Source organism: Pedobacter sp. MC2016-24 (assembly GCF_015223055.1).
Lineage (GTDB): Bacteria > Bacteroidota > Bacteroidia > Sphingobacteriales > Sphingobacteriaceae > Pedobacter.
In genome coordinates this window covers 127,061-147,551 of record NZ_JADFBX010000008.1, presented here as the reverse complement: position 1 = coordinate 147,551, position 20,491 = coordinate 127,061, and the positions used below count along the sequence as shown (strand labels likewise).

Annotated in this window: 9 protein-coding genes; 1 reads left to right on the top strand and 8 read right to left on the bottom strand. The window is 43.8% G+C overall.

All coding sequences use genetic code 11. The features are described from left to right. Genes IM797_RS18470 through IM797_RS18440 form a run of 7 tightly spaced genes read right to left on the bottom strand, consistent with a single transcriptional unit; the run spans position 1 to position 15,803 of the window. Positions 1-2,280: an FAD-dependent oxidoreductase gene (locus tag IM797_RS18470; protein ID WP_194128651.1), complete on the bottom strand. Its 2,280-nt coding sequence runs from the start codon at positions 2,278-2,280 to the stop codon at positions 1-3. Positions 2,281-2,318: 38 nt separating this feature from the next. Then, positions 2,319-4,001: a sodium:solute symporter family protein gene (locus IM797_RS18465; RefSeq protein ID WP_194128650.1), complete on the bottom strand. Its 1,683-nt coding sequence runs from the start codon at positions 3,999-4,001 to the stop codon at positions 2,319-2,321. Positions 4,002-4,010: 9 nt separating this feature from the next. Beyond that, a complete protein-coding gene (locus IM797_RS18460) occupies positions 4,011-4,946 on the bottom strand; it encodes a DUF4886 domain-containing protein (protein ID WP_194128649.1) in 936 nt (311 codons plus the stop codon). Between the two features lie 41 nt (positions 4,947-4,987). Then, entirely contained in the window at positions 4,988-8,440 is a 3,453-nt protein-coding gene (locus tag IM797_RS18455; RefSeq protein ID WP_228098946.1) for a hypothetical protein, read from the bottom strand. Positions 8,441-8,447: 7 nt separating this feature from the next. Next, positions 8,448-11,063, bottom strand: a complete 2,616-nt coding sequence (locus IM797_RS18450; protein ID WP_228098945.1) for a glycerophosphoryl diester phosphodiesterase — start codon at positions 11,061-11,063, stop codon at positions 8,448-8,450. Continuing rightward, positions 11,053-12,618: a RagB/SusD family nutrient uptake outer membrane protein gene (locus tag IM797_RS18445; RefSeq protein ID WP_194128648.1), complete on the bottom strand. Its 1,566-nt coding sequence runs from the start codon at positions 12,616-12,618 to the stop codon at positions 11,053-11,055. Before IM797_RS18445 ends, IM797_RS18450 begins: the two co-directional genes overlap by 11 nt. 11 nt (positions 12,619-12,629) lie before the next feature. Beyond that, positions 12,630-15,803 carry a TonB-dependent receptor gene (locus IM797_RS18440; protein ID WP_194128647.1) on the bottom strand — a complete coding sequence of 1,058 codons (3,174 nt, stop codon included), beginning with the start codon at positions 15,801-15,803 and terminating at the stop codon, positions 12,630-12,632. Positions 15,804-16,205: 402 nt separating this feature from the next. Between IM797_RS18440 and IM797_RS18435 the strand changes: the two genes are divergently transcribed. Continuing rightward, entirely contained in the window at positions 16,206-17,255 is a 1,050-nt protein-coding gene (locus tag IM797_RS18435) for a GntR family transcriptional regulator (RefSeq protein ID WP_228098944.1), read from the top strand. A gap of 467 nt (positions 17,256-17,722) precedes the next feature. Here IM797_RS18435 and IM797_RS18430 read toward each other — a convergent pair whose 3' ends face one another. Then, a complete protein-coding gene (locus IM797_RS18430; RefSeq protein ID WP_194128646.1) occupies positions 17,723-20,395 on the bottom strand; it encodes a valine--tRNA ligase in 2,673 nt (890 codons plus the stop codon). Positions 20,396-20,491: the final 96 nt, after the last annotated feature.

Below are 20,491 nucleotides of genomic sequence, written 5' to 3'. Positions count from 1 at the left end.
CTAAGCATAACACCTTACCGCAAACAAGGCAGCGGGTGTATTTGCAGATGGGTGTACCAGGCTGATCCGGATACAGTCGGTATATATGGACTGCTCCAATACGATCACGTTTTTGGTCTGGTAGTTTTTTTCAGCGTAATAAAGCACATTTCCCTGGCCATCTTTGATCTGGTAATCCCTTACACAAAAGGGCATGACATCTTCAGGATGACCCATCAATACGGTTTCCATCGGATGGTCATAATCCGTATCAAAAAACAATTCAATACTGCTTATTTTTTGTTCCTGATCCCACTTGATTTGGAGTTCCGGATTCGGGTCGGCTCCTGAAGCCACCCATGCATTGGGTTCGGTTGTTGGCCTGAACACACCTGTCCGGATATTTCCTGCAGTGAATTTCGAAAGCCCTGGAGACACCTGAATGGCCAGGTTATGTCCTTCAGGCCGGCGTTGCGGACACCAGAATTCGAATTCATCAACACCTATATCTTCTGTCGGGGTTTGTTTCCCGTAATTGGATACCGCTTTATTCACCAGGTTGAATACAGAAAGTACGCCCGTGATGCGGTGTTCAGAATGATGGATTTTTACCAATGGATTTTTATGGATCACCATAAAGACATAGGTATTTTCATTCAATGTGGTATCGCAATCCAGATGCAATGCATTTCTGCCCGGCACAACAGTCAATGTCCGTTGTTCCAGGACCACATCCGGGGTGTAGTTTCCGTTTCTTTCGCTCACACGCCATTCCACCTCAAGGCTGGTCGTGGTGTCCGATTCTACATAGAAAGTAACCTGGGGTATTTTACCCTGATCCAGGGGCAACATTTGCGCCACAGAAACATCCAGGTTTTTCAAGATACCCAAAGGCAATTCATCCAATACATATTCACTCGATGCCGTGATTTCAGCAGATTGCACCAGATCCAGCTCATCTGACAGTTCAAATCCCGGAATATGTTGACCGGTTTTCAGCAGTTCCTGCTGCAAATCCCCAATCAGATTTTGCTTCATGATCTCTGCCGGATGAAGCCCTTGCCTACTGGCAATAAAAGCAGCCATACCTACCGCCTGCCCAACATGGGCAGCAGTGGCCATTACCCGGGTAGATGCAAATGCCACATGGGAGGCACTGATGATTCTTCCTGCCAAAAACAGGTTACTGATGTTTCTACTGTATAGACAACGGTAAGGAATTTGATAAATCCCCTTGCTGTGCCATTGGTTACACCCCGGTTTCTCACTAAATACCCCGTCTGCGGGATGGAGATCGATTGACCAGCCACCAAAAGCAACGGCATCTGTATGGGTATGTTGCGAAACCACGTCTTGCTGACGGAGCATGTAATCTCCTTCAAACCTGCGGCTCTCTCTTTTGCCCGGTATTGTCCCTACCCATTCCAGGGTCATGGTTTCTGCTTCAGGAAATTCACCTGAGTTTTTAATGTAATCCCATACCCCATAAACCACTTTCCAAAGCTCCCATTTGATCTTTTCCGTATCATGCACGGTATCTAAGCGGCCACCATATTCCAGCCACCATAATTTACAGCCATATTCTTTTGCGTTGAAACTTTTGAAACGTGGAATTTCCTTTGTAATGTCTTTCAATGCAAATTCCGGGGCTACGAATTTCACCGGCTTACCGGTGTCCTTGCTGTAGAAATATAAGCTATGCCCGAGTAATTCTCCGTACTCCTGGCTTGGCGCAAACTTCTCCCCAAACTCATCCTTACTTTCAGCCCCCATCCTAAAAGCGGCACCAGCTAAAAAGCCAACAATACCATCTCCGGATGCATCGCAAAACAAAGGTGCAGTCAGGACATATTCCGTTGAATTCTGACTGCAAAATGCCTTGACAGATGAAATGGTATCCGGATCAGATTTATGAACTTCGTAAACCGCTGTATTTAACAACAGGGTGATGTTGGGTTCGGCAACTACTTTATCCAGCAGTATGGCGTCGAAAAGCAGGGGATTTCCTTCTTTATTCCGATAGGTGTTTTCTACCAGTAGCTCATCTACAACTCCACCTTCCCTGCTCCAACGGTTATTATTTCCCATATGCGAGGTAGCACCAAGAATCCACAGGCGCACTTCGCTTGAAGAATTACCGCCCAAAACCGGCCGATCTTGTACAAGAACTACCTTGACACCCTTACGTGCCGCTGTAATTGCAGTACAAACGCCAGACAACCCACCTCCAACAACGACAAATGTGGTATTTATTTTTTCAGACATCAAACTGCGGACATCTGTTCCTTCTGATTTTATCATAGTAAATGTTTGGGTAAACCCAATATTATTGTTTTAACTTAAACTGACTTTTTTAATGACGCTTTTAAGGGAATGGTTGCACTGGCCAATATGATGGTCGCAATCACAACCACCATACTTGTTCCCTTCGTAGTAAAAGCACAAAGGATATATAGAAGCAGGGCGATGAAAGCCAGCGAAAATGAAATGACCTGCAAACCAAACTTATTCTGCCTTTTAATCTCTGCTACTTCCGCTTCGTCCACTTGCGGCACATTTGCTGCACGGAATGTTTTGAGCGCCTGCAACTGTAAATATTCGGCACTTATTTTTCCTTTGTATGCTGCGTATATTTCATAAATCGCCAATAGGATGAAGGGCAATAATACACCCAGCAACATTTCATTGGCGCGACTAAGCTTATCGTGCAGTACAAGCGGTAGTATGATTTTAAAGCATAAATTAACCGCCAGGCTGACCATAGTGATAAATATGGTTGCCTTACCAGTAATGCGCTTAGAGAACAATGCCCATATTGGCGGCGCCAGCAAAGGCCCACCGGTGATTGCCCCCACACTTAGCGTAAATTCAACGATTCCACCGATATAAGGTACAATCAAGGCAATCACAATCATACCGAAGCCAAAGCACCAGGACGATCTGCGTGCAATTTTCATCAGCTGTTCATCTGATGCTTTAGGGTTGATTGTGCCTTTATAAATGTCATTCGTAAATACCGCAGATACCACATTTAAGGCGGTATTTGCAGATGCTGAAGTTGAAAAATACATTCCGGTCAAGATCAAGCCCATCAATCCCGCTGGCAAAACTTGCTTGCAGACCATCAAATAAGCATTTTCAGTCTCTAACCCGGTCAGCCCCGGGTTAATGGTCTGGTAAATCATGGGTGGCAACATCCACAATACCGGACTCAGAATATATAATCCGGCAAATAGAAAAGCCACTTTAGAAGCAGATTTTGGTGTATCTACACTGGTATACCGCTGTACAAAAGTCCAGTTGCCACCAATATAAAAGATATGATACAGCGCAAATGCAGCAATAAAGCCCCAGGTATATTCTCCATTAACCACATTAAAGAAATGATCCGGCACCTTGGTCAGGAACATATGTACGCCACCTGCCTCTGTAAACGCCAGCGGGATGATCAGCAGTACAGCTGCTGTAAGGATGACAAACTGTAGAATGTCAGTCACCATCACTGCCCATAAACCACCAACCGCTGTATAAGCAATCATCAATATCCCAAGAATAAGCGTAACCGGTACCAATGGAAAATCTAAAGAGGAACCCACCAGTTTAGATACCGAATACAGTACTGAACCTTTGATGAACAGCGATACCAGCATGAAGATGTAAATAAAACTCTTTTGTACATGCGCACCCAATCTGTCTTTGATAAATTCAGCTGCAGTAAGGCTGCCGGTCGCCTTCCATTTTGGGGCAATGTATAAGCCCGTAATCAGTCCGCCGATACACATCGTCCACTGAATCGTAACCGCAACCCAGCCATATTTATAAGCAATTGAACCCCAGGCTACAAAAGTACCCGCGGAAAAAAAGCTCATAAAAAGAGACAGACCGCCGATAAACCAGGGTACAGCCTCGCCACCCGCAAAGAATGATTTCAGGTTTCTTCCCGTTCTGGAAAACAGCAAACCGATCACCATAATAAATACTGAAAAAATAACGATGACCGAGGTATCTATAATTGAATTCATGCGATTGCTTTATTTATTGGTCTTTAAATTTTGAATGGTCTTTGCTGCCACTTGCTTCAAATAAGCAGCAAAATCGGCCGGAACTTTGTCGGGCACATAGCTCAGGCTTAAGGGTGACTCTCCAAACAGGGTTGAATACCAGATCAATGAGCCCAGGTATCTACCCGCTTCGTTGGCATGGTTCGGGTCAAATACCATTTGATTGTCCTTCCAGGAATAGCCCATATTCAGCGAATGGGTCTGTTTGGGAAGATTGGGATATACCGGGTTCGCGTAATCAAAATCAGGATCTTTTCTAAAGCCGAACACAGGATCTGTGGCTACTGCATTAAAAGCATCACCGACAGGCATGATTTTCAGGTTTAGCTGTTTTGCCATGGCGTGATAAGCGGCCCTCGACTTTGCCCACATTTCCTGCTGGTCTTTAGCCAGCACCTCTGGTGCCACCCGTCCAAATTTTAAAGCATCGCTTCTGTAAGCCCAGGTTTGATGAATAACAACCCTGGCATTCGGCTGGAGCTGTTTGATATAATCGTACAGTTTTCTTGCATAAGGGTTATAACTTTCCTCATCTGCCGAATAGTATGAAGCTTGCTGAAGGGTAACCACATCCCAGGTACCGGCAGATAAAAGCATCCTCAGGGATTTCCCTTTGTAAGGTTTTCCTTTGGGATCATCAGGATTGGCCTCTGCAGCTTCCACATATCCCCAATGCTGGGCTAAAGAATGTCCACCAAGTTCGGCTCTTCCTATAACCAGGTGCTTAGCCCGTTCCTGGGCAAAATTCGGCAAATACGCTGATGCATTCTGAGAAAAACTATTGCCTATAATAAATAGCCTCAAACTATCGGGACTGGTTTGCCCAAAGGATAAACCTGTCGTAAAACAGAAAAGAAGGACTAAAGTTCTTTTCACATGGTTGATTTTCTGATGAAATATTTTCATGGGTTTCATTTGTTAAATTTTATATTGTTTACTGTGGTTGATTATTTTACTCCCTCAAAATCTACATTGACCTGCCTGACTTCCTTGCTTCCCTTACTGGTCAATTTCACATGAATAGAAATCGGTTTTTCCGGATCCAAACGGTTAAACGACCATTCAAAAGGATAGGCGTTGCGCTTTTCCAAGGTAGCGGCATCATCATTCAACTCCAGCTCAGCCGTCGCACCTGCCAGAGGCGGCGTACTTAAATATGCATAAACAGAATCCCAGCCAAAAGGAGAACGGATTCTAAAAGCGTAAAGTTTACCCCAGGGAGCACCAAGATCAACTTCCTGCAAGCCATCTTTTACGGGCGCAAGTGCTTTCGTTACTTTTGATGCCGCTAATGGAAATGAATAGGCGGTTATGCCCTTTCCCGGTACTTTTGCATTCATTTGATTTCCTGAAATGGACAATTCAGCCGCTGCTGCAACTCCCCCCTGATAATGTTTAATACCACTGCTTTTGATGCCGGTCTGCTGTAAATCCAGACTGAAATCCGCATGTTGTTCCTGTACAGATTCGTTCAGTAAAACCACCCAAAACCGGTCCTCAGATATTCCGGTGAGGTAATTTACCGATGGATTATCCAACTTAATCAATCCTTTTTTAAGCCAGATCTTCACATTTTTATCGTCAAAGATGGCCCCTTTACCGCCACCATAAATGCGGTTGTTAAACCAAACAAACCCCTCCTGCTTTCCCCAGGGAAAACTGATTGCCCCTTTAGATCTTTGTACCGCTTCGGTAATCAGAAAGTCTAAACTAAAAGCCAGATGTGGCGAAATGTGGTGGTAATAAATGGAGTTGATATCCGGTCCCTGGTATGGGTAATTTTCCCGGTAAGTGAGGTCCGTATATCCAGTGGCATAATAACCAGGGTAATTGGTAAAGCGCCCGATGATGGAATTCCGTGCATAAATTTCAAAGATTTTGCGTTCTGTATCGGCAGACAAGCGCAGCAAATGCGGCGCCCAGGTGGACATAAAGATATGGCGGACGTTCTTTTTCGGAAGAAAGAAGGTAACTGGTTGCTCCAGGCCAAGTCCTACAGGCGACAGCAAGGCCTGAGGTACCTGTTTAGCCTTTACATCACCCTGCTGACGGGGAAAGCCCAGACGGAACTTCGCTCCATCTTTCCACCATAAATTGGTATTGCCTTCATAAGCATCACCTTCATGGATGAGTTGCATTTTATTTTCAACAAGCGGATAGGAACGGATTCCTGCCAGGGTAAAATAAGAGGAATATTCGGCCGCATTCAAAAAGGACTTGTCTTTGCTCACTTCATAAAGGTCCGTCAGGTCCCACCAATAGGGATAAAACGAAGTATTGTAAAATGGCTGGGCAGTCAGCAAATTGGTCTTTTGTCCGTAAACTTCCTTGGATACAAATTCCTTCGCATTTATAACCGCTGCGTTTAACCACTTTTTATTCTTAGTTAAGCGGTAAGCCGCCAGTTCCTGTGTCCATGCCGGCAGGTTTACACTGTAGCCCGACAGCTTTCTGGGTTGCTGATCAGGCATAGCTACCTGGACGATCCAGGGATTTTTATAGTCCAGTAATTGGGCTAAAGATTCGAAATAAGCCGTATTGAACTGTACATTTTTATAGGGGTTCAGCTCAAGCGTAGCCGCCGTAGGATGGTATGGTGTTCCTGCAGCTTTAGCCCACCTGAATGCGCTGCGGGATAAGGTATATTCGATAGTTGGTAAAGCGCGACTAACGTAAAGGGCTTCATCTCTGCCCATCACTGCCGCAGAAATCACAGCCAATGGGGAGGATTGCGCAACAGTAGGTGCAATTTTAGGATCGGCCTCAATATCAAAAAAGCCTTTCAGCGCTGCACTCCATCCCGAAGCTTCATCATTTTTGATCAGATCTACAATGTTGAATATCGCATTGGTTAAAGAGGTCGCATCCTGGGACCTGTAGTCGCTCACCTGATAAATGGAATTGGACACATATTCGAGTGCAGCGTTCCATTTACCGTTGACAGCACCAAGATTAAATGATCTTGTCAGCGACTGTCCGGCAGCCAGCTTAGAATCTTCAAGGCCCAAAACCGGGGCAAATGCCATCGGTTGTACTTTATTAAATTCGTTTTTGAGTGAAAAGCCTATTCTGGAGGTAATGTCTTTCGCCCAGTCGACCGGAAAATCGGTCAATGAACCCGTCACAAAATAGCTGATGGGCTTTTTGTCTGGCTGAACTTCCACAATCGCCAGCGGTTGCGGTGTCATGGCACTGGGAATCAGCATGGGCCCTTCGGGTAAACGTTTGTAATTAAACATGGGCGGTAGCAGCACATTGCTGACCCTTGTTTCCGGCACATCCTGAAAAGCAGCCACCACAAAACTGTAATAACCGGGGCTCTTCGCCGTATGGGTTAAACTGAGTTCAAAATGCGAGGCACCCGGTTTCAGTTTCCAGATTCCTTTAACTTCTACCCCACTCGCGCTCTGGTACGTAACCCATAATTCTTCGGGCGTTACCTGTTTAACAGCTTTGGCTTCGCACAACATCAGTTCTCCGGATAGAAAAGGATTTTTCACCCCCTCCTGATCCATCGTTTGATACACTTTGCCTTTCACAGTAAAGTCAGTTAAGCTGAATGAATTTTTCCAGGAAGCGAAATAAGATCCAAACTCAATCTTTGCCGCTTTCGCAGCAAGTAAGAAAATCCGGTTTGCCTCCATTTGATCATTTACACTTTGCCATCGCTTATCCTGTGAAATTTGTGTAACTGCAATGATCCTTGATTTTCCGCTTTTAGGGTCGGTATACTCCTCAAAACCCATGCTGATGTTGTCATTCTGCAAGCTGCCCAGGGATTTACCTTTTTTTAGAAAAGAGAAAGGAGGCTCAACTTTTAAAACGTTGGCGTTATCTTTTACCCGCAGGGGTTTTAACGCATAGCCTTGAAGCGAACCATTCATTTTATTGGGATCAAATCCCGCATCCGTACTTAGGAAAATGGCGTCGCACCTGGCAAAATTCAGTTTCGTGTTTTTTAACCGCAATACATTTTCACCTGCATCAAGTACCGCCGATCCTACTTTTTCCCATTGGTAGCCTTCATTCCGGTGCAAGCCCGACTCCCTGCTCATGGCTTGTTCATTGACATATAAAAGATAGCTCCGGGTTCCTGGATTGTTATGGGCATAGTCTCTGGACCTGGTCCATACGGCGTATTGCCCTTTAACGGGAATCTCAATGACGGTTAATGCATCAGCAGTAAGCTCTTTGGCTCCGGATCCCAATAAAGCTCCCTTACCTGAAACATTGGTGCCAGTTTCTTTAACCACTGTCCAGCCCGCAGGAAATTGAAAATCTTCTGCTTCTACCAGGTAATGGGTCTGCTTCTGGCCATAAACCTGCCTGGCGCCAAAAATGCACAATGTCATGAGTGCACAGCACGAAAACCGAAAACCGAATCTAAATATTCTATTCATATGTTTTTCAATAATGAATTGCGATGACTTGTAAGCCAGTGGGAACCATGTCAATATCCAGGGATTTAATACCTTTTTTTATCGGATTTTTTTTACCATCCTGACCAATAAATGAAGCACTTTTGATGCTGTTCCCTGAAATACCCGGAATCCTGGTCACATCAATATGAATTGTGGTACTCAGCTGATTTATACTATTGTTCATCAGCATGAGAAAACAGGTTCGCTGCTTCTTGTCAATTGCAGTGATGTGCTCCAGATAGGGATTATCTGATTTCAGCAGGCCATCGATCAGCTTTAATGAAGCCGGATTGCCGTATACTTTTCCCGGAGCGGAGCCATAGCTTTGATGCGGACCGACTTTAGGGGTAATAAACCCTCTTGGAAAAATGATTTGTCCACGACTGCGCAGCTCCAATTCCGACATCAGGTAATCGGTAATCCAGCCAATCTGCCACCAGGCATGGTGCGGATATGGCCCTGCGCCTTTGTTCATCACATCCCAATAATAAGAAGCTACGCCGGTTTTCTGGTCCACAAAAGCATCTCGGCCCCATGCGGCAGCTCTTGACATGGTTAAAAACAGCGAATCTTTGGTCAGGGAAAACATACGGATAAACATTCCGGCATGGCTTGCCAGTAAAATTGGACCATGATGGTTGGCAGAACCAACGATACCACCATGTTCAAAGCTTAAACCGGCCTGGCTGATCTCCCAGTCCTGCCTTTTAACACCTTCCACCCATTTTTCCTGAGACGTAGAAATTGGGTGCGTATAGATCGATGCCGTATATATTTTTGCTGCAGCAATGGCCGCATTTTTATATTTTAGGTCTTGATCAACATCGTAAAGATCAAGCAAGGCCTGCACCCCTTGTGCTGTAGCAAAATCCGGTGCGAACCTGGTATCACCACAAACCCCGATAAAGGCCCCTTTATTGATGGCATCGGTGATGTACCAATCGGCGCCCTTTTTAGCCGCTTCCAGATATTTCTTGTCGCCCAATATCTTATAGCCAATAAGTAGACCATAAAATGTTGGCCTCAGATCTGAAATGTCCCTGAACATGGGTTCAGCAGTTTTATTGTCGTAAGCCACTTCCCAGCTGCCATCAGCTTTCATCCAGGACAATAATTTATCGGCAGCCAGCTTTAAACCGGCGCGCAATTTTTGATCCTGGGGATCAAACAACAACATGTTTCCGATATCCATCATCAGGTAATAAGTAGTCCCGATAGGTTCGGTATAAGGCCCCCATTCTTCTGTAAATTTCTTGCTGTTCTGCAAAAAGTACTGCCCTTCCGAAGCACCGTAAAAAAAGTCTTTGGTCGGGTGCTGCTGGGCAATTTTAAAATTCCTGGCATCAGGAAGACGCGCAGAGATCAATTTCTGGTTGTCTGTCAGCCTGGCCAGCATCCACATGGCCCCATAATCAGAATTTTTCATTGCATCCTTTTCTGAGCCATATACACCTCCAAGGTATTTTTGGGCGCCAATTTGCAGATTTTTGTATTGGGCCAGCTGCCACATTGAGAGGCTGTCATCAACCACATAATTCGCCATTCTGAATATCCGATCGGTAAGAGAGGCATTGGTTTTTTTCAACATCAGTACATCTTTAAATTGATAAACGTCATTGGCCGCATGTTTCATCACCTCAAACCAGTCAGCGGCTTTGATGGTATACCTAAAAGAAAAGCTAATCGAATCGTTTTTCGCCAGATAAGATTTTTCCTGCCCCAATACCGGGTGATAAAGTGTCGGCATCAGGTTTCCCTTTCTGTTCAATACAGATAAGCCAACATTCCATTTCCCATGTGTTTTCTTATCGAACGACCAGGGATCCCGGTCAGTTCCAGGCTCCGGAATAACAGCCAGCGTGATGTTCTGGTTATTTTGGACCAGCGGCGATAACGTAGAGGCGATCCGTTCCCTGACCACCACAGGCACATCAGGTATCCCCTGCCCATAAGCATAGGCATTTACAAAATTGGCATTCAATTGATTTCCCTGAAAGACGCCTGGCACAGTAGCCCACTTAAAATTATTTTTATCAAAAAGCGCAAGCTCGGGCGAAGCAATAGCATAATATCCTGCCTGCTTGGCCTTTAGTTTCAGCGTTACTTTGATATCATTGGGATACTGTGCATCAAAAGCCCAGGACGATGTCAGTGTAAACTGCTCCATTTCCTTTTGAAAGGTCAGCTCTTTTTGATTTGCCTTCTCCTGATCCGGATAAAAGTGAATCGCTTGTCCAGCCGTATTCATTGGAATGGAAGCAGTCGCCTGCTTCCATATCGGTACCACATAACGGTAAATGGATTCGGGAAAATTACCCGCCTTTTCCACTGCAGTGCTGGGACCAAGCGATGCCGAATCTGCAGCATACAACACGGAAAATACGCCCGAAGGTTTTGCAGATAAATCTACCCAGGCACCTTTGTCGAAAACCGATATTTTATTCAGTTGATATCCTTTGGCAGAATTTACCCACTCTAAATTCAATACGCCGTTGGCAAGCGAGGGGCCTTTCGACTGCGCGTAAATGGTTGAAGGGAAAAGAAAAATCAGCCATGCCAGTTTTTTGATCGTCCGGCCTGCCCAAAAATAATTACCAGCCATAATTTTGTTTGATAAGCTTATTCACTGTGATTTCTGTTGTTGGTATTGGGAACAACACATCCCTATCCGTAGTATTTTTACCTGCATTTGCAGCATATTTATAGGCCGAAGGCGAGGTAGCCGTAATGGACTCACCCAAATCATTCATGGTTTTCACGTAAATGTCCCAACGGATGAGGTCATGTTTTCGTATGCCTTCAAAACACAACTCCCGTGCACGTTCATCCTGGATGAAAGTTAAAAACCCGATTTTATTTAGTCCTGCCGGTACATCGCACAAGGCATCCGCTTTATCCAGCGGTTTGTTAAAGGCCCTTCTCCGCACCTTATTGATGGCATCATAGGCAGCTGCAGTAGGTCCACTGTTCACTTCGTTCTCGGCCTCTGCTTTCATCAGCAATACATCGGAATAACGGATCACAGGGAAATTGGTAGAGGTATAACTCCTTGCTTTGGAACCCGTCTCATACTCCCTTCTCCATTTGCCAGGGTTCCGGTCGTAAATCTGCGTAGCCGTCCAGTTGGATTTCACCGTATTTCCACTAGTCGTCACAAAGCGGTAAGGTGCTATACTCCAGTTTCTCCGCGCGGTATCCGCAGTACCAAACAGCTGGTATAACTTAGCTGTGGTCTTCATTGCACCGCCCGAATAGCCAATGGCTTCGCTCGGACATTCAATACCATTTTCTACCCCCATAGATCCGGCCAGATCTACAGTTCCTACTTTATTCCCGTACATTCCAATTTCCCAGATGCACTCTTTCTTTTCATTGATATCCTGGGTATGGTTGATGAAAATCTGTTTATAGTTCAGGTTGAGCGCGTGCTTATTGGAGGTAATTACTTTGTTTGCATAGTCCAGTGCATCTTTATATTTGCTCACATCCTTTAAAGGTGCTCCGGCCATTTTAAGAAAAACCCTGGCCAGTATGGCCTGTACACCTGTTTTAGAAATCCGCTCGTTAAAAGAGAACTGATCAATGTCGCTAACCAGCAATTCCGCCTGCTGCATATCTTTTACAACTGCAGCGTAAACCTCAGCCAATGGTGCACGCGGAAGGTAAGGGTCATTGGGCGATGTTGTCGCGTTCAGTTTTAAAGGCACTGGTCCAAAAATATCCGCCAGCAGATAATAATAGTAACCGCGTAAAAACAAGGCTTCCCCCTTGATCACATCCTTTTTCGACTGATCTATGTTTACCTGGTCAACCTGTTCCAACAATAGGTTTGCACGATTTACGCCCTCGTATAAGGTTTCCCAAAGCCGGCCAATATCCAAATGGCTGGCATCCATCACCATCACCCGGATGTTGTTAATGGAAATGCTTTTAAAAAAGGCCTCATCACTCACTACAAAATAGCTAAACAACCCGCGTCCGTACATCCGTCCGTTTTGATCAATCAATCGGTTATACACACCATTCAAACCACTTTTCAGATCCTCCTCTGTTTTGTAATAAGTTTCAGGTGTTACAAAATCAGGATCTTTATCCAACAGTTTGGAGCATGAAGCCATCATGATTCCAATCAGCAGTATTAATATTTTCGTTTTCATCTGTTTATAGTTTAAAAGTTAGCATTCAATCCAAAGGTGATTGTCCTCGGTCTTGGATATGGCGACCAATCAAATCCCGGGGTTAAGGCGGTATGTCTGGTCGATACTTCAGGATCAAGGCCGGAATACTTAGTCCAGGTAATCAGATTCTGGGCCGACAAAGAAAAGCGCAGACTCTTCATCTTTAAAGACTTCATCACCGACGACGGTAAATTATAACCCAAGGACACTGTTTTCAATCTGATGAACGAGCCGTCTTCAATGGTACGGGACGAATAATACGCTGGCCCTTGCCCACCAACTCGGTACAATTTATTGGTTTGATTTTCCGGTGTCCAGCGATCAGCAAAAGAAGCAAACATATTTAAAAAGTTTCTGGTGGTTGGATCTCCGCCTTCAAATTCTATACGGTTGGCGTTTAACACATCATTTCCATAACTCCATTGAAAGAAGACATTCAGATCAAAATTACCATAACTGAAGTTGTTGTTAAAACCGCCGATATGAACGGGGTTTGGATCTCCGATCACACCAAGATCACGATCGTCAACCTGTCCGTCGCCATTGAGATCTTTGAACTTGATATCGCCTGGAAGGATGTTTGCACGTGGATTGCCATTATTCGGCACATTGCTTTTCAGGACATAAGTACCGTTGGTCTGCAGGTCAAAATCGCTATACTGGTAAACACCATCAAACTGCATCCCATAAAACTGTGCAATGGGTTTTCCTGGCACAGCAATGTAAGGAAATGCATTGTTGAAATTGCCCCAGGTTACCCTGGAAAGCAAGTTTGGCTCATCGTCATTTAAGGCCAGCACTTTGTTCCGGTTAAAGGCAATGTTAAAGTTGGAATTCCAGGAGAATTTATCTCCTTTGATATTTGTTGTATTGATCGTCAGCTCGATACCGCTGTTTGATACCTTTCCAACGTTTTTAAATGCATTTAAGAAACCCATACTTGGGGCCAGTGTTGCATTCAACAACAAATCATGTGTTTTTTTATAATAATAATCTGCCGTTAAGGTGATCCGGTTTTTAAGAAAACCCAGGTCGACACCCACGTTAGACTGTACAGTGGTTTCCCATTTCAACCTGGTATTGCCCAGGTTCACGGGAACGATTCCTTTACCAGGGATATTACCCGTACTGTATCCTGACGTTGGCAACATTTTCAGCGCGGTAAGTGCAGCATAATCATTTACCCGGTTGTTACCGGTATGGCCGTAGCCTACCCGGAGTTTACCATCACTTAAAAAATCCAATTCCTTTACAAACGCCTCGTCGCTGAAACGCCATGCAAATGCGCCCGATGGGAAGTATGCCCATCTGTTGTCTTTCGGAAATCTGGACGATCCATCGGCCCGGAATGAAACCGTCAGTAAATATTTGGATTTATAATTGTAATCAATCCTGCCAAGATAGGAAAGCAAGCCATTTTTCAAATCCGACATGGGGGCCACTGTCAGCTCTCCTTCAGATAAACCGATCATGCCCAGCGATTCATTGGGAATTTTTATTGCAGAAAATCCGTTTGAGTAATTCCGGACATCCTGCATCGTCAAACCTGCAAGGACCTTTAAACTATGTCCACCTTTAAATTTGGTATTGTAAGTCAGTGTGTTTTCATTCAAAAGATTGGTGATCTCGGTATTGTTAATCGAGCCGTTCACCTTGTTGTTGTTGTTTGGATTTCCAAGCCGCGACATGGAGTTGTTGAAAATCTCCTGGCGGATATTGGCCTTGTTCAATCCACCGCTAACCCGCAGCGACAGATTTTTCAGAATCTTATAGTCCACATAGGAATTGATCACCAGCGAATTGTTAAAAAGAGGCTTGTACTCATTTTGTGCTGCGATTAAAGGATTGATCCGATAATCAGCTGTCGGACTCAAATCCGGATCAAAAAGTTCCTCAGTCATACCATCATCGAAATTGATGTCTCCGGTGATGGGACGAAAACCCCATGCACTGTACAGTAAACTGGCAGTGGGACTGGTTTGCGATTCTGCTACAACAGTTCCAAATTTCTTGGTAGCCGCATAGTTCAGGTTTACACCCGCTTTCAGTTTCGAGTTGATGGTCTGATCAATCACCACACGCCCCTGATACCGACGGAAGCCACTGTTGATGATGATTCCTGGCTGGTTCAAGAATGATCCAGAAATGGCATATCGGGTTAATTCTGTACCACCGCGCAAAGAAAGGCTATGGTTCTGGGTATAAGCATCCCTAAAAATCTCATCTTGCCAGTTTATACCTTTCCGGCCACGATAGTCTTCCAGTGTTTGCCCATTTTTCAGGTAAATGGGACCATATAAATTCGGATCCTGCTCCAACTGATATTTAACGAACTCATACGGACTCAATACCGCTTGTTGTTTGATGATGGAATTTACTCCGGCCCAGGCATCATAATTGAGTTGCGGTGCACCTATTTTCCCTTTTTTAGTGGTGATCAAGATCACCCCGTTGGCACCGCGGGCCCCATAAATGGCTGTTGCTGAAGCATCTTTAAGAACTTCTATCGATTCAATATCTTCACTATTGATGATGTTAGCAGAGGCAAGTTCTGTAGGAAAACCATCTATTACATATAAAGGTGCATTTTCCTGGGTCACAGAGTTATTCCCCCGCACGACAATATTCAGTTCATTTCCCGGCTGTCCATCCGTAGAGGAAACCTGTACTCCGGCAATCCTGCCCGCCAAAGCTTCGGTAAAAGTACCAACTGGTGCTTTACTCATGTCCTTGATACTGGCCGAACCTACCGAACCAGTCAGATCCCTCCTGGTCGTCGTACCATAACCCACCACCACCACATCATCTAAAATGTTCGTACTTGATTCCAGTTTTACGTTGTAGACAACAGCAGTGGTCAGTGGTATTTCCTTAGTCACAAATCCGGTATAAGAAAATACCAAAACACCCTTCAACTCGGGAATTGAAAATTTAAAAGCGCCCTTCTCATTTGTCTGGGTAACGCTGTTGGTGCCTTTTAACCTGACACTCACACCGGGCAATACCTCCCCGTTATTATCCTTTACCACTCCGGATACATACACGGCGATAGGTGCTTTGCGGAGTGTGTTTTTATGGAATGCAGAATTTTGTCCAGGATGGATAGTCGCGTGTACTGATGAATAGCCCAGCACTGAACAGATGAATACAAAGTAAAATTTCATTACATACATGAATTAGTTTATAATTTGGTCTATGGGAGCGTGTCTTGTTGAAATCAATAAATGACATCAAGCTAAACAGGTGGTGCGGGAAAAGGGATATCAAAATAGATCATGCCCGGTTTTTTGGATGAGGATACAGTATTCATATTTGGTTTGGTCTGGTTTGGTTTTAACCGCCATCACAAAAATATAAATTAATCTTAGTTTTCAAACATTATTTACATTTTATTATCAACCCGATTTCATTCAACTTAAAAAAAAAGAACACAAAACTCTAAAAATCAAATAATTAAATAAACAAAAAGAATAAGCTAATTATTTAACATCCTTTTTTGGTTTGGTTTGGTATGGATTGCATTTTCTCAAAAATATCTTTAGTTTTGTAAGGCAACAAAAGAACATATGCCTCAGCATTCAAAATCTAAAACCGAAAAGAAAACCATAGAGACGGATTCATCCCCGGCCTCTACACATAGGATGAAGTATTTGCAGTTGGCAGAATATATTAACCACCTCATTGAAACAGATGAGCTGAAAATTAACGACAGGCTCCCTTCTTTAAACCAGTTAATTGAAAAATTAAAAATCAGTAAAGAAACTGCCTTAAAGGGGCTCAGTTATTTATCAGAAAAGGGGATCATTGAAGCTGAATACCGAAAAGGTTATTATGTAAAGAAAAAGACCCAGTATCAGCCTTACCGGGTTTGTCTGATTCTGGATAAAATGAATGTTTTAAGAGACCGGGTCTATCAATCTTTTTTAGAAACGATCAAAGGCCAGGCAGAGGTTGATGTTTATTTTCATCACCACAACTTTAAGGTATTTGAAAAACTGGTCGATGAAAATTTATCCAATTACACGCATTTTGTCATCACCACATTCTTACAGGGTAACACCACCGAAGTACTCAACCGCATCCCTCCGCAAAAGCGGATCATATTGGATTACGAAGAAAAAATACTAAGCGGTGATTACACCTGCATTTATCAGGACTACAAGACAGATATCCAGGAATCCCTGACGGAGTTACTGCCACAGCTGGACAAATACTCCAGACTGGTACTCATAGCCCCACTCGAGGCATTTCATGCAAAAGAAGTTATCGCGGGATTTGAGGTGTTCTGCAAAAAGAACCATAAAAAACACATCATTTACAATACTGTAGATGAAAAGCGCTGTAAAAATGGCGATGCCTACATCACCTTCAGCAGATATGACCAGGATGATGTTTCCATTATTAAACTGGCCCGTAAAAACCAATGGAAGCTCGGAAAGGACATCGGACTGATTTCCTATAATGATACCGCTGTTAAAGAAATCCTGGAAAACGGAATTACTGTAATCAGTACCGATTTCAATAAAATGGGTGAAGAAGCGGCAAAAGCCATCCTCACCAAAACCACTGTCACCATGAGAGACCCCGCAACGGTCATTTTAAGAAATTCGCTTTAATTAGGAGACAAAATAAACCATTCTCTTCCAAGTCTGGCATCTTTAGGCTCCTGAAGGGGAGCAAAAGCGCCTAGGCCTTGTCTGAGAAGGTATATTTTGCAGCAATAAAGTAATTACATGAACATCGCCTAAGCATTTACCACCTAACCACGACTACCTAAACATTAAACACTGCCGCCTAGCCATTACTACATAAACATCCTGCAAAAAAAACTATCCTGCAAAAAAACTATCCTGCAAAAAAACTATCCTGCAAAAAAAAACATCCTGCAAAAAAAACATCCTGCAAAAAAAACTATCCTGCAAAAAAAACTATCCTGCAAAAAAAAGCATGATGCTAATTAGGCATCATGCGATATGGATCTTCTCCTTTACTTAAGTTCAAAATAAAATATACCTACTGTGAAGAGGCCTAGGCGCTGTGCGCTTTTTCAGCGCCTCAGATGCCAGACTCAGAACAGTACGGTTTATTTTATTAAACTTAATTCCCCCAAACTTTCTTGGATGATTTTAATCTTCCCTTCCGCATCAGCTTTCTTATTGCGTTCATTTTGAATAATCTCCGGTTTCGCATTTTGTACAAACCGTTCATTACTCAATTTGGCATCCACCGATTTCAGGAAGCCTTGTAAATACACCAGATCTGCATTTAAGCGTTCTTTTTCCGCTTCTACATCAATGGTCTCGTTCAGCTGGATAAAGAACTCATCATTCCCTACCATGAAGTTTGCCGCACCACTTACTTTCTCAGTTACAAAATCAAAAGCATCCACATTGGTCAGCTTGCCAATAATGTTCAACCATTTGCTATAATCCAGACCGGAGTTCACTTTCAAACTCAAGGGCAAAGCATCTTTAGGAGAAATCTGTTTGGTATTGCGCACATTACGAATTTCTGCCACAAGCTGTTTCAGGACTTCCACATCTTTAAGCAATGCAGTATCAATACCACCAATGGTTGGATAATTGGCTACGATGATGCAGTCCATTTCTCCTTTTTCACCAAACAGTTCATCATGATACAACTCTTCCGTTAAGAACGGCATGAATGGATGCAGCAATTTCAAAATGCGTTCAAAATAACCAAGCGTTGCTTTCACTGTTGCCGGATCAATTGGATGCTGATAAGCAGGCTTCACCATCTCCAGGTACCAGGCACAGAAATCGTCCCAAACCAATTTATAGGTAGCCATTAAAGCTTCCGATAACCTGTACTGTTTAAAGTTATCTTCAATTTCAGCCAAAGCTTCATTGAAACGGTTGTCAAACCAGGCAATGGCCTGTTCATTGGGATTCTGCAAGGTTTCATCTACTTCCCAGCCTTTTACCAAACGGAAAGCGTTCCAGATCTTGTTGGCAAAGTTTCTGCCCTGCTCACAATAGCTTTCATCAAACATCAGGTCATTTCCTGCCGGAGAGCAAAGCAACATGCCTACACGAACCCCATCGGCACCATATTTCTCAATCAGTCCGATCGGATCAGGAGAGTTACCTAAAGATTTGGACATTTTACGACCCAGTTTATCCCGAACAATACCAGTCAGGTACACATTGGTGAAAGGTTTTTGTCCCCTGAATTCATGACCAGCCATGATCATACGCGCTACCCAGAAGAACAAAATCTCAGGGGCAGTCACCAGGTCATTGGTTGGATAATAATAATTGATATCTGGATTATCCGGATTCTTAAACCCATCAAATACCGAAATTGGCCATAACCAGGAAGAGAACCAGGTGTCCATTACATCCGGATCCTGGCTAACAAATGGCTCCAACTGGTGTTTAAAACCAGCGGCTTCTTCCGCACTGAAAGTACCATCTGTATCCTTAAGCTTTAAAAACTCGTCCAGGGCTTCAGGTTTAGTCTTGGCAACGACCCAATTACCCTGATTGTCGTACCAGGCAGGAATTTGTTGTCCCCACCACAGCTGCCGACTGATGTTCCAGTCGCGTACATTTTCCATCCAGTGGCGGTAAGTATTCTGGAATTTTTCCGGAATCAATTTTACATCACCGTTTAATACATCGTCCAATGCAGGCTTCGCCATCTGGTCCATTTTACAGAACCATTGCAAAGACAATTTCGGTTCAATGGCAGCATTGGTTCTTTCAGAAAATCCGACCTGCGATTTATAATCTTCAACCTTAGCCAGGTGACCCGCCTCTTCCAGCAATACCGCAATTTTTTTACGGGCTGCAAAACGATCCTCACCTACTAAAATTACCGCCAGTTCGTTTAGCGTACCATCATCATTCAAGATGTCGATTACCGGCAACTTGTGTTTCACACCAAGCTCATAATCATTCAAATCATGTGCTGGTGTTACTTTCAGACATCCGGTACCAAAATCCATCGTTACATATTCATCTTCAATTACCGGAATCTCCCGGTTAATCAAAGGCACAAATACTTTTTTACCCTTTAAGTGTGTATAGCGTTCATCATTCGGATTGATACAGATTGCAGAATCCGCCATAATCGTTTCCGGTCTGGTGGTTGCAATCGTAATGAAATCCTCGGATCCAGAGATCGTATAATTGATGTAATATAGCTTTTGATTAACTTCTTTACGGATTACCTCTTCATCAGAAACGGCAGTTTTACCAGCAGGATCCCAGTTTACCATCCTGATACCTCTGTAAATCCAGCCTTTTTTGTACAGATGAATAAAACTGTCGATTACGGCATCTGACAAATCCTCTTCCATGGTAAAACGCGTACGGTCCCAGTCACAACTTGCACCCAGCTTTTTCAGCTGATCCAGGATGATACCACCGTATTTTTCTTTCCATTCCCAGGCGTACTTTAAAAACTCCTCGCGGGTGATGTCGGTTTTATTGATCCCACGCTCTTTAAGCATCGCTACCACCTTCGCTTCCGTGGCAATAGAGGCATGATCTGTTCCAGGTACCCAACAGGCATTTTTACCTTGCATCCGTGCTTTACGGATCAATACATCCTGAATCGTATTGTTTAGCATGTGGCCCATGTGTAGGACCCCAGTGACATTCGGTGGCGGAATTACAATAGTATAAGGTTCACGCTCATCCGGCTCCGAATGAAAGAACTTCTTAGAAAGCCAGTAACTGTACCATTTGTCTTCTGTTGCTGCAGGATCGTATTTTGTAGAAATGCTCATTGATATGTTAAGATTCAGTGCGATACAATGAATAGATTATCTATTCTTATAATCCTGCAAATCTAAGATTTATTGCGAACAAAAAGAAACCAGACA

Bases quoted from the DNA above. Each gene is read 5' to 3' on its own strand.
- IM797_RS18470 (WP_194128651.1), bottom strand. From the start codon at position 2,280: ATGATAAAATCAGAAGGAACAGATGTCCGCAGTTTGATGTCTGAAAAA.
- IM797_RS18455 (WP_228098946.1), bottom strand. From the start codon at position 8,440: ATGAATAGAATATTTAGATTCGGTTTTCGGTTTTCGTGCTGTGCACTC.
- IM797_RS18440 (WP_194128647.1), bottom strand. From the start codon at position 15,803: ATGAAATTTTACTTTGTATTCATCTGTTCAGTGCTGGGCTATTCATCA.
- IM797_RS18450 (WP_228098945.1), bottom strand. From the start codon at position 11,063: ATGGCTGGTAATTATTTTTGGGCAGGCCGGACGATCAAAAAACTGGCA.
- IM797_RS18445 (WP_194128648.1), bottom strand. From the start codon at position 12,618: ATGAAAACGAAAATATTAATACTGCTGATTGGAATCATGATGGCTTCA.
- IM797_RS18435 (WP_228098944.1), top strand. From the start codon at position 16,206: ATGCCTCAGCATTCAAAATCTAAAACCGAAAAGAAAACCATAGAGACG.
- IM797_RS18460 (WP_194128649.1), bottom strand. From the start codon at position 4,946: ATGAAAATATTTCATCAGAAAATCAACCATGTGAAAAGAACTTTAGTC.
- IM797_RS18465 (WP_194128650.1), bottom strand. From the start codon at position 4,001: ATGAATTCAATTATAGATACCTCGGTCATCGTTATTTTTTCAGTATTT.
- IM797_RS18430 (WP_194128646.1), bottom strand. From the start codon at position 20,395: ATGAGCATTTCTACAAAATACGATCCTGCAGCAACAGAAGACAAATGG.